Source organism: Halopelagius inordinatus (genome assembly GCF_900113245.1).
In the GTDB taxonomy this organism is placed as follows: Archaea; Halobacteriota; Halobacteria; order Halobacteriales; family Haloferacaceae; genus Halopelagius; species Halopelagius inordinatus.
In genome coordinates this window covers 356,743-369,754 of record NZ_FOOQ01000001.1, presented here as the reverse complement: position 1 = coordinate 369,754, position 13,012 = coordinate 356,743, and the positions used below count along the sequence as shown (strand labels likewise).

Below are 13,012 nucleotides of genomic sequence, written 5' to 3'. Positions count from 1 at the left end.
ACGACTTCTATGCTTGTCGATATCGTGCCTATCGGGGAACTTCCCGCACAAGTAAAGCGGGAGGCGTCTGCTGCGTTGCGGGGCGTCTACGACTGCGACGTGACGCTACACAACGACCAGGCGGTTCCCGACGGCGCGTTCGACCGCAGTCGAAAACAGTACCGAGCAGAGCAGTTCATCGAACTCGCGAGTCGCGTGGGAAGCGGCGACAAGAACATCGGAATCACCGCACAGGACCTCTACTACCGGCGGCGGAACTACGTCTTCGGCCTCGCCTACCTGAACGGGAACGGTTCGGTCATCTCGACGTATCGCCTCCAGACCTCGTCCGACGGCGGAATCACGACGAAACCCGCGACCGAGGTGTTCGCGGACCGCGTCCGAAAGGAGGTCGTCCACGAAATCGGGCACACGATGGGGTTAGAACACTGCGACAACAACAAATGCGTCATGTCGTTCTCGCCGACGGTGCGCGAGGTAGACGTCAAAGAGGAGAACCTCTGCGGGACGTGCAGCCGGTTGGTTCACTGATTTTCGGGCCTCCCGTTCCGCCGCGTCACATAAACGCTCACGAGACGTAGCTTCGAGCGGAAGTGAACACCGATGCAGTATCTCGTCGCAGTCGACGGTTCCGAACCTAGTACCGAAGCGCTCGAACACGCCATCGGAGTCGCGAAGCGTCTGGACGCGCGCTTGCTGCCCGTCTACTCCGTCGAGCCTCGCATCCTCGTCGAGGAGGGCGAGACGGCGCCGTCGTTCACCGAAGCGAACGACAGGCTGTACACCGAGGACATCTCGAAGGCCGAAGAGCGGGGCGAACGAGTGCTCGAAGAGGCCGAAAGTAGGATTCGAGAGGCTGGCGTGGAGTCGGAGTCGTCGCTCCTGTACGGCGACCCGGTGGACGCGATCGCCGAGTTCGCCGAGACCGAGGGGGTAGAGGGCATCTTCGTCGGTCACCGGGGACTGTCGGAACGCGTCGAGGGACTCGTCGGGAGCGTGGCGGAGGGACTCGTCGAACACGCCACCGTCCCGGTGACCGTCGTCCGATAGATGCTCGAACTGGACGGCAGCGACGGCGGCGGCCAACTCCTCCGGACCGCGCTGTCGCTTTCGGCGGTCACCGGCAGACCGTTTCGGATGGAGAACGTCCGCACGCGGCGGTCGGACGCCGGCCTGAAACCGCAGCATCTCGCGGCGGTCGACGCGGTGTCGGACGCGACGAACGCCACGGTCGAGGGGGCGGAACTCGGGTCGGAGACGCTCTCGGTCAGTCCCGAGAGACTCCGCGGCGGCGACCTGTACGCGGACGTGGAGACGGCGGGCAGCGTCACACTCGTCTGCGACGCGGTCTTACCGCTCGCCGCCGCAGTCGACGAGACGCTCTCTCTCACCGTCACCGGCGGGACGGACGTGGAGTGGTCGCCCTCGGCGGACTACTTCCGCCGGGCGAAACTCCCGCTTTTGCGCCGCGTCGGACTCGACGCGGACGCCGAGGTGCGACGGCGCGGCTTCTACCCCGCCGGCGACGGGCGACTCGCCGTCGAAATCGGGCCGTCGACGTTCACCCCCTTCGAACTGGCATCCCGGGGCCCGGTACGGCGAGTCGCCGTGAACGCCGTCGCCACGGAGTCGCTCTCTGACGCCGACGTGGGCGAACGCCTCCGCGACGCCGCAGTCGAGGGGTTGACCGCCGCCTCGGGACCCCGTCTCGACGAGAGTCTCGTGGACGCGACGGCCGAGTACGTGTCGGCGTCCTCCCCGGGCGCGATAGTCACCCTCGTCGCGGAGTGCGAACGGGGCCGGGCGGGGTTCGTCGGCCTCGGACGACGCGGAGTGCCCGCCGAGAGAGTCGCGGGTGACGCCGTCGATTCGCTGGCGTCGTGGGTGGCGACCGGCGCGCCGGTCGATGCGCGCATGGGCGACCAACTCGCCGTCTGGGCGGCACTCGCCGGCGGCGAGGTTCGCGTCCCGTCGATAACCGACCACCTGCGGACGAACGTGGAGGTGATTCGAGCGTTCGGCTACGACGTGTCGCTCGAAACCGACGCCGACGGTGCCGTGATGTTCGGCCCGGAGACGGACCGCCCGACCTGACGGTCGAAGAAAGGGTCGCGGCCTTCAGGGTTCGTACGTGCCTTCGAGGCGCGCCTCCGCGAGGACGTGCCCCTCCATCGCGTCGAGGAGTGCCTCCTTCGTCGCGTCGCCGGGTAAGTCGAGTTCCGCGTCGAGAGCGTAGGCGCGGAACCGGTAGGTGTGCTCTCGGTCCGGCGGGTTCGGTCCGCCGTACCCCCGTTGGCCGTAGTCGTTCAGCCCCGTCTCTGCGCCGTCCTCGTGGGGGTTCCAGTCGTCGGGGAACGACTGCGTCGAGGCGTCGACGTCGATGTTCCAGACGACCCAGTGGTCCCACACCTTCCCGGCGGGTTCCTCCGCGTCCGGGTCGTCGACGACGAGAGCGAGCGTCACCGCTTCCTCCGGCACCTCGTCGACGATCAACGGCGGGTTGGTGTTTTCCTCTTCGTGCCCGTGTCGTCGCGGAATCTCGCCACCGTCCGAGAACGACGGACTGATGAGACGCATGGGAACTGCTTTGGAACCCGGATAAGAGTGAATTGTGGCCGACCGCTGTATCGACCGTCCGTGAAGCCGATTTCGACGGCGTTACTTCCGGCCGACCAGTTTGATGAGGACCTGCGCGACGAGTCCGCCGACGGTGGACTTCGTCGAGACGAGGGCGGCCCCGGCGTACATGAGTGCGCGCTTCGGTTTCTTTTGGAAGAGCGCGATGCCCGCCCGCGCGACGAGCATACCGACGTTCGCGTTCTTGAACTTGCTCCCAGAGAGGAACGACTTGCTGTTAGTGCTCATGGGAGTACTTCAAGCCGTCCGCGGCAATAACGCTTGAGGCCGTGTCCGCGGGAAGGATACCGGATTCGAGAACCGACTACGGCGCGTAGTAGTACTCGCCGTCGCGCTTCTGTTGACTGTCGAGTTGCGACCCGGGCTTGTTGATGCGGGGACGTTGGGTGCGTTCGTCCCGGCGGAAGGTGATGTCCAAGTCCGCGAGGAAGTCGTTCATCCCGGCGCGCATCTCCTGCGGTTTCGCGGCGTGGCCGTGGTCTGCGGGTTCGCCGTCGAACACCATCAGGCGGTCCGCGAGCAGGTCTATCATGTAGATGTCGTGGTCGATGACCATCACCGTCGCGTCGTGGTTCTCGGCGTACCGGCGGATGGCCGAGGTGGCCTGCACGCGTTGTTCGACGTCGAGGTGCGCCGAGGGTTCGTCCATCACGTACAGGTCGGCGTCCTCGGAGAGACACGCCGCGATGGCGACTCGCTGTCTCTCGCCGCCCGAGAGGTCGTCTAAGTTCCGCTCCATGATCTGTTCGAGTTGGAGCGGGTTCGCGACTTCGGTCTTCCAGTAGGAACTGCCGAAGTCGTCGGTGATAGACGCGAGGAACGCGTCGACGCGCATCGGTTGGTCGATTTCGATGTACTGCGGCTTGTAGGCGATGTCGAGGTGGAAGTCGAGTTCGCCCTCGTCGGGGGCAAGAGAGCCCGCGAACATCTTCGCGAGCGTGGACTTCCCGATACCGTTCGGGCCGACGATGCCCAGCACTTCCGACTGGAAGATGGTCCCGCCCTCGACGTCGAGGGAGAACTCGCCGTCGCCGTAGGATTTCGAGAGGTCGGGGTAGTCGATGAGCGAAGCGCCCTTCGTCGTCTCGCGGGGCGCGTGCTCTTGGAACGTTATCTCGTTCGGCCGAATGCGCATGTTCTCGTTCGAGAGATACCCTTTCAGGTACTCGTTGATGCCGTTTCGCACCGACTTCGGGTCGGTGATGACACCGTACGCGCCGGGTTCGCCGTACGCGACGTGGAGCGTATCCGCGAGGAGGTCCAAAATCGCCAGGTCGTGTTCGACGACGAGGACCGCTCTGTCCTCGTCTTCGGCCAACTCCTGGATGAGTCGCGCGGCGGTCACTCGCTGACCGATGTCGAGGTACGGCGAAATCTCGTCGAGGAAGTAGAAATCCCGGTCGCGCGCGAGCGTCGCCGCGAGAGCGACGCGTTGGAGTTCGCCGCCCGAGAGCGTATCGAGGGGTTGGTCCATCACCGGAGCGATGTTGAGGCGTTCGACGTAGTCGTCGAGTGCGCCGCGTTCGTCCGTCGAGTCGAGGAGGTCACGCGTGACGCCGTCGAACTGCTTCGGAATCTGGTCGACGTACTGCGGCTTGCGGGCGATGGTGACGTCGTCGCCGCGGACTCGTTCGACGTAGTTCTGTAACTCGGTCCCGCGGAACCGGTCTAAGACCGCCTCCCACGACGCTTCCTCGTCGTGGTTGCCGAGATTGGGTACCATCTCGCCCGCGAGAGCCCTGACTGCCGTCGTCTTCCCGATGCCGTTCGGGCCGAGAATCCCCGTCACGGAACCGGATTCGGGCACCGGAAGCCCGTAGAGCGCAAAGGAGTTCTCGCCGTACCGGTGGACCGGGTCGTCCTGCAGTTCCGTCGGGAGGTTGATTATCTCTATCGCGTCGAACGGACATTTCTCGACGCAGATACCGCACGTCTCGCCGAGACACACCTCCTCGGAGATGCGTATCTGGTCCGGGCCGCCGTCGTACGGTTCGTCCTCCTCGTAGTAGTCCCCGCGCGTGACGATGCACTCTTTGCCCGTCCGGTTCGGCGGGCAGAAGTTGGCGCACTCGTAACTACAGCGGTCGGGCTGACATCTGTCGAGGTCGACGACCGCGATACTGTCGTCCGCCATGTTAGAACTGGACGCCCGCGGTGAGGACGATAGTGAACGAGATGAACCACAGCGTGAACGTCATGAACGCGACGTAGAGGTAGTCCTTCGCGCCGAAGTCCTCGACGTCCACGCCGACGAGGCGGAGGAGGGGGAACTGGGCGAGGACGGACGCGCCGAGAAGAGCCAGCGATAACTGGTTCGTCGCGGCGTCGACCGTCGTCCCGACCACCACACCCGACGCCAACGCGGCGGCGACGCCCGCGAGACAGGCGAGTGTGGTGACCGTGACCCCTCGGACGTGCCCCGAGAGACCGGTCTGTGTTTCCGTGGCCATACCAGTCCGTCCGGTACCCTGCATCAAAAGGCGTTCGTTCCGCACACGGCGGACGGACGTCCGCCTCTCGGGGGTAGAACTCCGAAAGAGAGTGAGCAAACCGTTTCGGCCGCCGCAACTCACGAAGGTTTATTGCGTTCGGACGTTTCGATTCGTAACGATGGCTGAGGCAGAACAGGAGAGTCTCGACGACCTCCCCCCGAGTGCGAAGTTGGTTTTCAAGGTACTCGAATACAACGGCCCGTTGACCCAGAAGGGCATCGTTCAGGAGTCGATGCTGTCGGCTCGAACGGTCCGCTACGCACTCGAGCGTCTGGAGGGAATCGGCGTCGTAGACGAGGACGTCTACTTCGCCGACGCGCGGCAGAACCTCTATCAGTTGACCGACGCCGCCCCGAAGGCGCACCTGGCGGACGGCGACGGCGACGAGGCAGAAGCCTGCTGCGCCGAGTAACGTCGGACACTCCCACGGCACGGGTGGAACGCATCGACGGCAGACTACCCCGGTAACGTCGGTGACCCGGGACACCTCTGGCTTCTCTCACTCTCTACGGACCCGTCACCGCCCGGTTCGTCGCCAACGAATCCGGAGGACGCCCTCGCTACCCGGGTCCGAACGCCGCGATATCGGCTCCGACCGTCGCCAGTGCGTCGGCGGGGTTCGGGTCGCTGTCGGCCAAGTGCGTGTAGTGGTGCTCGGGGACGTTCGAGAGTACCGCCGCGACGGCGTCGCTGTACGCCTCGACGCCCGGTTCCGTCGGGTCGTCGCCGCCCCAGACGTCGCGGATGACGGTCATCGAATCGATGCGCACGTCCAGTCTGCGCGGTTCGTAGCGATCGAACAGTTCCGAGAGTCCGAGGTGGAGAGCGACGTACTCGGCGGTGTTGTTGCCCGTCCGAGAGCCAACGGGTCGGCCGAGACGGGCGAGGTGGTCCTCGGAGGCGTCCGCGATGACGGCCCCTGCACCCGCAGGGCCGGGGTTACCCCGCGAACTGCCGTCGACGTAGAGGACGAACGCGTCGCTCGCGGGTTCGGGGACGGACGGCCGGGTGAGCCCCGACTCCAGCAGACTCTCCAACGCGCGACGCAACTCGGCGTCCGTGGTCTCGGGGACGAAGAGGCCGCCGTACCCGGGGACGGCGTCGTCGATGGCGTCGGTGGCGGCCGACATCTCGTACCCGACGCCCGCGAGTACCTCGTCGACGAGTGCGGCGAGCGGCGAGAGATGTTCGGCCGGGAGGGGGTCGTCGGTCACGGGCGGGGAGGCGTCAGGCCGGGTGGACGGTGATGCGCTGTTTTCGGTCTATCGCCTGTTCGAGTTCCTCGGCGATGGCGCTCCCGCGGGAGACTTGGATGTCGCCGCCGCGGCCCACCGTCGCGGTGAACAGGTACTCGCCGTCGGCGCGGACTTCGACCGTCTCGCCGACGTGTTCGTCCAACCGGACGACGATGTGTCGGGAGGTGACCTCCGGGGTGACGACCGTCTCCGCGCCGCCGGGCGCGCCGCCCGACGCCCCGGCGGCATCGCCGGAGTCGGGGTTCTCGTCGTGCGTGCGGACGTCGATGTCGATGCCGAGTCTGTCTTCCACGTCGGAGATTCGGCCGCCGCCCTTGCCGATGACGTACGAGATGTCGTCTTGGTCGACGTACACCGTCGCCTTGTTCTGGCCCTGCAGTTCCACGTCGACGTGGCCGCGCGCGATAGAGCGAATCTCTCGCTCTATCTCCTGTCGCGCGAGGCGGCCGACGCCCGTCTCGGAGTCGCCCTGTCCGTCCTCGCCGGTGAGGGGGACGGTGACGACCTGTCGGTTGAACGTGTAAATCTCGTACTCGGGCTTGCCCGTCTCGAAGTCCGCGACCTGAATCACCGGTCGCGCGAGGTCCTCTGCGGTGAGGCCCTCGGGCACTTTCACCTGCGTCGTCACGTCGTAGACGGTGTGGACCTCCCCCGCCTCGATGTAGACGACGGTGTCGACCACCTGCGGAATCATGCCGAGTTCGACGCGGCCGACGAGACGTTGGAGGGCGTCTATCGCCCGCGTCGCGTGGACGACGCCGACCATGCCGACGCCCGCGAGACGCATGTCGGAGAACACCTCGAAGTCGTTCGACTTCCGGACTTCGTCGTAGATGGTGTAGTCCGGACGGACCAGCAGTAAGGAGTCCGCCGTCTTCTCCATCTGGCCGTCGAGAGCCGTGTACTGCGTGATTTCGGGGCCGACCTGCAGGTCGCGGGGTTTCTCCATCGTCTTGACCGCGTAGTCGTTGTCGTTGAGGAACTCCGCGACGGCCTGCGCGAACGTGGACTTGCCCGCCCCGGGCGCGCCGGAGATGAGGACGCCGCGCTGGCGTTCGCTCAGGCGGTCTTTGAGTTCCGAGGCGAACTCGTAGTCCTCCAGCGACGTCTTCGCGATGGGGCGAACGGCCGTAATCTCGATGCCGTCGGCGAACGGCGGGCGGGCGACGGCGATGCGGTAGTCGCGGAACTGGACGATGCTCATCCCCGGTTCCGACAGTTCGAGAAAGCCCTCGGAACTGGTTCGGGCCGTCTCCTCTATGTCGTCGGCCCACTCCGTCATCGTCTCCTCGTCGGTGACCTCGTCGCGAATCGTCTCGTAGTGCATGTCGCCGAGCGACCCCCGCTTTGCCTTCGGCTTCGTGCCCGTCTTGAGGTGGACGGACATCGTCTCGTCGTCGAAGAACTCCTCGATTATGAGTTCGCCGGACCCGCGGACGCGGGGGTCGACGTACTCGACGGTGAGACCTTTGGCCTTGGCGACTTCCGACTGGACCACGTCGCTCGTGAGAAGCGTCGCGTCGCGTTCCTCGGCGACTTGGCGGATGACCGCGTCGATGTCGCCCTCGTGGGCACCGGTCGATTCGCTCGGCTTCGTCCGCCGCCCGACGTACTCGACCGTCACCGACCCGTCGTCGGAGAGGTTCGTCAGACGCTGGAGTTCGGAGAGCCCCTCCCAGCCCGTATCGCGGCCGTCGTTGGCCTGCGATTCGAGTTCGCCGACGACCGCTTCGGGGACGCAGATGGTCAGCTCGGACTCCTCGGCCGACTCGATTCGCTCGGACACGCGACCGTCGATGACCGCGCTCGTGTCCGGCACTATCTTCATGCGGGGCGTTTCGAGCGGTAGACGGATAAGGATATAGATGACCGCACCGCGGCGTCGCGGTCACCCGAAATCGAGCGTCGCCCCGCGAGTCGCCCGCGCCGCCGTCAGTCGTCCGCCGGCGACGGGGCGCGCTCTCTCGATTCGGCGTCGTCGGGGAGTTCGAACTGCTCTACGAGCGACTCCAACGCCGCCGCGCGGCCCGAGAGGCCGGTGGCTCTGTCCGCGAGTTCGTCGACCGACTCGGCCTGTCGGTCCGCCGCGTCGGCCGCGGACGCGGACCGCGCCGCCGTCTCCTCGGAGATGTTCGCCACGTCGTCCACGCGGGCGGCCACGTCCTGCGAGGTGGACGCCTGTTGGTCCGTCGCGCGACTCACCTCGTGGACGCTCGAATCCACCTCCTCGACGGCGGCGACGATGGCCTCGAACTCCTCGATTGCCGACTCCACCGTCTCGACGCTGTCTGCGACCTTCCGGTTCGTCTCGCGGACCGTCGCCAGCGTCTCCTCGGAGCGGTCGGTCACGTCCTCGACGAGGGCGGACACCTCCTCTGCGGAGTCGCGCGTCTCCGCCGCCAGCGCCTTCACCTCCTCGGCGACGACGCCGAACCCGTCGCCGGCCTCGCCCGCCCGCGCCGCCTCTATCGCGGCGTTGACCGCGAGGAGGTCGGTCTGCGATCCCACGTCCTCGATGAACGCCGCAATCTCGTCTACCTCCTCGATTCGTTCGGCGAGACCGCCGACGGCCGCCGCCGTCTCGTCTATCTGCGACTCCACGGCGTCGAGTTCGGCCATCGCCTCGGCGGCCACGTCGCGCCCGGAGCGTCCCCGGTCTGCGGCCGTCTCCACCCGACCGGCCACCTCGTCGGCGGAGGCCGCTATCTCCTCGACCGTGGCCGACAGCGTCGAGAGTTCGCCCGCGACGGTCTGGAGGTGGTCGGTCTGCGTCGTCGCGCCGTCGGATATCTCGCCGACCGCCGCGGCGACTTCCTCGCTCGCCTCGTTCGCTCGTTCGACGTGCGACTGCGCCTCGTCGGCCATCGCCGCCACCTCGACGGCGAACGACCGCACCTCGGCGACGGTGTCGGAGAGTTCGCCGACGAACTCGTTGTACGACCGGGCCACTTCGGCGTACCGTTCGTCGTCGGTTCCGACCGCCTCGGCGGGGAGGCGCGCCGTCAGGTCGCCCTCGGCGGCGCGTTCGGTCGCCTCGCCGAAGGCGTCGACGAGTCGGCGGAGGTTCCGCGTGTGACTCGCCAGGTCGGCCGCCATCCGGTCGAGGGCGTCTCCGAACTCGCCGGGAAGCGATTCGTCGAGCACCGGGTCGTCGAACTCGCGGTCCGCCAGCGCCGTCGCCTGCTCCGAGACGGTTCGGAGGTGAGCGTGCATGTCGCCGAAGTCCGAGACGAGGCGGGCGATTTCGTCTTCGCCGTTCGCCTCCGGCGGGGGCGTAGAGAGGTCCCCGGCGGCGACGGCGGCGGCGGACTCCGAGAGTCGGTCGACGGGCGAGACGACGTCTCGGCGCACGACGAGGACGGTGTTCGCGAAGGCGACGAACGCGCCGACGAACAGTACCGCAGAGAGCGCCGTCCGGGTCCGTCCGGCGACGAGAGCGGGAAGCGCCGCCTGCGCGACGGAGACGCCGAACTGGATACCCACCGCGGTCATGACCTTGCGCGCGAGCGAACGAGAGACGCCGAGGGCGTCCATCGTGCCCCAGAGAAGTCGTTCGTACGAGGCGAGTAGGTTCACAGTCGAACGTATCGGGAAGAGAGTATAACGTGGGGGCCTGATTCTCACGGATCGAAAAGCGTCGGTCAGGCCGGGGTGGAGCGGACTGAAGCGCCGAATATCCGTTTCGAATCGGGATAATCGGGTAACCGACGGCGGCGTCGTCGCCGTCCGGAGACTTTTGGTCGCCCCCCGCACACGGTTCGACGATGACCGACACCCGCGAGGAACTGGTCGAGTTGACGCGAAACCTCGTCTCGACGCCCAGCCACGAGGACGAGACGGCCGCGGGGGACGAAATCGAGTCGTGGCTTCGCGCGGAGACGGACGCCGAGGTGACGCGCGACGCCGCGGGCAACGTGTTCGCCCGGCGAGGAGGGGACGCGAGCGGAGAGGCGACCGAACTCGCTCTCGTCGGTCACCACGACGTGGTGCCCCCGGACGAGTCGCAGGTCGAAGGCGGCGAGTACGTCGTAGAGACCCGAGACGGCCGTATCTACGGCCGCGGCACCGCCGACATGAAAGGTGCCGTCGCGGCGGCGATGGTCGCCTTCCGGGACGCCTCGCCCGCGGGCGAACTGGTGTTCGCCTCGTTCGTCGGCGAGGAAGTCGGCGGCGAGGGCGCACGGGCGGCGATAGACGACGGGTTCGCGCCCGACGCCGCCGTCGTCGGCGAAGGCTCTACGAACTACTCCGGCGGCGACGTGACGGACGTCGCCGTCGCCCACAAGGGGCGGCGGGGGTCGACTGTCACCGCGCGCGGGTCGGCGGCGCACGCGAGCGAACCCGACGCGGGAGAAAACGCCGTCTACCGCGCCTGCGACGCCGTGGACGTGATTCGCGAGACGGAGTTCCCGGAGGCCGACGTGTTCGGCGAACGCCTCCGGGGGAGCGTCGCCGTCACCGAGATAGACGGCGGGTCGGCGTGGAACGTGATTCCGGAGGCGTGCGAGGTGACCGTGGACGAACGGACGGTGCCCGGCGAACGCGCGCCCCTCGAACGCGTCGAGGAGGTACCGGGCGTCGAGTGGACGGTGGACCAGGACCTGCCGCCGATGGCCTGCGACGACGAGGCGTTCGCCGACGCCGTCCTCGCCGCCGCCGATGGGGCGCAGGCGGCGACGCCGGAACTCGTGACGAAACCGCACGCGACGGACGCCGGGTGGTTGGCCGCCGCCGGGACGTCCTGCGTCGTCTGCGGCGCGGCCGAACCGGGCGAGGCGCACACCGCCACCGAGAGCGTCTCGATAGCGGTGCTAGAGCGGTGTTACCGCATCTATCGCGGCGCGGCCGAACGGTGGCCCGCGGAGTGACCGCCGGGGCGACTCGCCGCCGGTAAACCGGTCGCCTCGTCCGCAGACGCCGGGTTGATAACGTCCGGCGCACATCTGACGACACATGGCGACAGACGCAACCGGCGACGCGGACTCCGCTCCCGACGCCTACGCCGAACTCCTGCAGAAGTACAAGCGCGTCGCGAACGTGCAGAACGCCGCCGGACTCCTCTCGTGGGACCAGCAGGTGATGATGCCCGAGGAGGGCACGCCGGCGCGTTCCCAGCAACTCTCGACGCTCTCGTCGCTCTCGCACGAACTGCTCACCGAAGACGAGGTGGGCGAACTGCTCGACGAACTCGAATCGACGGACCTGACCGAAGAGCAGGCGGCCGTCGTCCGCGAGATTCGACGGAAGTACGACCGCGCGACCAGCGTCCCGACCGACCTCGTCGAGGAGATTTCGACCACGTCCTCCGAGGCGCTTCCGGCGTGGAAGGAGGCGAAAGCCGAAGACGACTTCTCGAAGTTCGCGCCGTACCTGGAGAAGCACGTCGAACTCAAACGGGAGTACGCCGAACATATCGATCCCGACAGAGACGCCTACGAGGTGCTGTTCGAGGACTTCGAGCCGTGTCTCCCCCTCGAACAGGCCGAGTCCATCCTCGAAGAACTCCGCGACACCCTGGTGCCGATGATAGAGCAGATTCGCGAGTCCGACGCCGAACTGGCGACGGACGCGTTCTCCTCGAAAGGGACGTACGACGAGGGGACCCAAGAGGAACTCTGTCGCGACGTGCTCTCGATGCTCGGCTATCCGTGGGAGCGCGGACGCCTCGACGTGGCCCCGCACCCCTTCTCCTCGGGGACCACGTTCGACGCCCGCGTGACGACGAGATTCGACGAGGCGGACCCCCTCGGCGCCGTCACCTCGACGATTCACGAGTTCGGGCACGCCAACTACAGTCTCGGCCTGCCGGACGAGGAGTACGCGACGCCTCTCGGCGAGTCTCGGGACCTGTCCGTCCACGAGTCCCAGTCGCGCCTCTGGGAGAACCACGTCGGACGCTCGGAGCCGTTTTGGACCCTGTTTCTCCCCGAGTTCAAAGAGCGGTTCGAACAGGCCGAGGACGTGACAGCACGAGAGGCCTACGAGGCGGCGAATCAGGTGTACGAGGACAACCTCATCCGGGTCGAAGCCGACGAACTCACCTACCACCTCCACATCATCGTCCGGTTCGAGATAGAACGCGCCCTCGTCGCGGGCGAACTCGACGTGGAGGACGTGCCCGAGGCGTGGAACGACAAGTACGAGGAGTATCTCGGCGTCCGCCCGGAGACGGACGCGGAGGGCTGTCTGCAGGACATCCACTGGAGTCACGGTAACTTCGGCTACTTCCCGACGTACTCGCTCGGGTCCGTGATGGCCGCGCAACTGTTCGACGCCGCCGAAGACGACATCGACGACCTCGACGAGCAGATCGAGGCGGGAGAGTTCGAGACCCTCCGCGAGTGGTTGATCGAGAACGTCCACCGCCACGGCTCGAAGTACGAGACGAACGAACTCGTCGTCGAGGCGACGGGCGAGGAGTTCGCCGCCGACGACTTCGTGGCCTACGTCACGGAGAAGTACGGCGACCTCTACGAGTTGGACTGACCGCTCCGACCCGCGGAGCCTCCCTTCTTCGGCCTCGATAGTCGGGATTTCTGCGTCTCTCGGCCCTCTATCTCTCGATATATCTCCGGAACGGTAGTGTGCGGCAACAAGACTAAGTAATGACAACCCATACCACAGCCC

At 66.8% G+C, this 13,012-nt stretch carries 13 protein-coding genes; 6 read left to right on the top strand and 7 right to left on the bottom strand.

Features of this window, described 5'->3' with window-relative positions:
- Window positions 1-9: 9 nt before the first annotated feature.
- The 3 genes from BM167_RS01970 (at window position 10) to rtcA (ending at window position 2,094) form a co-directional block, all read left to right on the top strand.
- On the top strand, window positions 10-531 hold the full coding sequence (locus BM167_RS01970; RefSeq protein WP_092887978.1) for an archaemetzincin family Zn-dependent metalloprotease: 522 nt from the start codon (window positions 10-12) through the stop codon (window positions 529-531).
- 72 nt (window positions 532-603) lie between these two features.
- Window positions 604-1,050, top strand: a complete 447-nt coding sequence (locus tag BM167_RS01965; RefSeq protein WP_092887975.1) for a universal stress protein — start codon at window positions 604-606, stop codon at window positions 1,048-1,050.
- Window positions 1,051-2,094: an RNA 3'-terminal phosphate cyclase gene (rtcA, locus tag BM167_RS01960; protein WP_092887972.1), complete on the top strand. Its 1,044-nt coding sequence runs from the start codon at window positions 1,051-1,053 to the stop codon at window positions 2,092-2,094. It begins immediately after the preceding gene.
- Between the two features lie 24 nt (window positions 2,095-2,118).
- On the opposite strand, the gene BM167_RS01955 is transcribed toward rtcA, so the two are convergent.
- The 4 genes from BM167_RS01955 to BM167_RS01940 form a co-directional block, all read right to left on the bottom strand.
- A complete protein-coding gene (locus BM167_RS01955) occupies window positions 2,119-2,577 on the bottom strand; it encodes a YbhB/YbcL family Raf kinase inhibitor-like protein (protein ID WP_092887969.1) in 459 nt (152 codons plus the stop codon).
- A gap of 81 nt (window positions 2,578-2,658) precedes the next feature.
- The gene (locus tag BM167_RS01950) at window positions 2,659-2,865 is read right to left on the bottom strand and encodes a hypothetical protein (RefSeq protein ID WP_092887966.1); all 207 of its coding nucleotides are present in this window, start codon (window positions 2,863-2,865) and stop codon (window positions 2,659-2,661) included.
- Window positions 2,866-2,941: 76 nt separating this feature from the next.
- Window positions 2,942-4,771, bottom strand: coding sequence for a ribosome biogenesis/translation initiation ATPase RLI (locus BM167_RS01945; protein WP_092887963.1), 1,830 nt, complete (start codon window positions 4,769-4,771; stop codon window positions 2,942-2,944).
- A 1-nt stretch (window position 4,772) separates the two neighbouring features.
- Complete coding sequence (locus tag BM167_RS01940; RefSeq protein WP_092887960.1) at window positions 4,773-5,087, bottom strand: EMC6-like membrane protein; 315 nt, start codon at window positions 5,085-5,087, stop codon at window positions 4,773-4,775.
- Window positions 5,088-5,247: 160 nt separating this feature from the next.
- Here BM167_RS01940 and BM167_RS01935 point away from each other — a divergent pair, with 160 nt between their 5' ends.
- Window positions 5,248-5,541 (top strand): MarR family transcriptional regulator, encoded by a 294-nt coding sequence (locus BM167_RS01935; RefSeq protein WP_092887957.1) that lies wholly within the window; start codon window positions 5,248-5,250, stop codon window positions 5,539-5,541.
- 148 nt (window positions 5,542-5,689) lie between these two features.
- Here the strand turns inward: BM167_RS01935 and BM167_RS01930 are convergent, their stop codons facing one another.
- From BM167_RS01930 to BM167_RS01920, 3 genes are all read right to left on the bottom strand, one after another.
- Window positions 5,690-6,343 carry a ribonuclease HI family protein gene (locus BM167_RS01930; RefSeq protein ID WP_092887954.1) on the bottom strand — a complete coding sequence of 218 codons (654 nt, stop codon included), beginning with the start codon at window positions 6,341-6,343 and terminating at the stop codon, window positions 5,690-5,692.
- 13 nt (window positions 6,344-6,356) lie between these two features.
- Entirely contained in the window at window positions 6,357-8,213 is a 1,857-nt protein-coding gene (locus BM167_RS01925; RefSeq protein ID WP_092887951.1) for a PINc/VapC family ATPase, read from the bottom strand.
- 104 nt (window positions 8,214-8,317) lie between these two features.
- Window positions 8,318-9,961: a methyl-accepting chemotaxis protein gene (locus BM167_RS01920; RefSeq protein ID WP_092887948.1), complete on the bottom strand. Its 1,644-nt coding sequence runs from the start codon at window positions 9,959-9,961 to the stop codon at window positions 8,318-8,320.
- Between the two features lie 188 nt (window positions 9,962-10,149).
- Between BM167_RS01920 and BM167_RS01915 the strand changes: the two genes are divergently transcribed.
- Window positions 10,150-11,253: a M20 family metallopeptidase gene (locus BM167_RS01915; RefSeq protein WP_092887945.1), complete on the top strand. Its 1,104-nt coding sequence runs from the start codon at window positions 10,150-10,152 to the stop codon at window positions 11,251-11,253.
- A gap of 85 nt (window positions 11,254-11,338) precedes the next feature.
- Window positions 11,339-12,871, top strand: coding sequence for a carboxypeptidase M32 (locus BM167_RS01910; RefSeq protein ID WP_092887942.1), 1,533 nt, complete (start codon window positions 11,339-11,341; stop codon window positions 12,869-12,871).
- The last annotated feature ends 141 nt before the right edge of the window (window positions 12,872-13,012 follow it).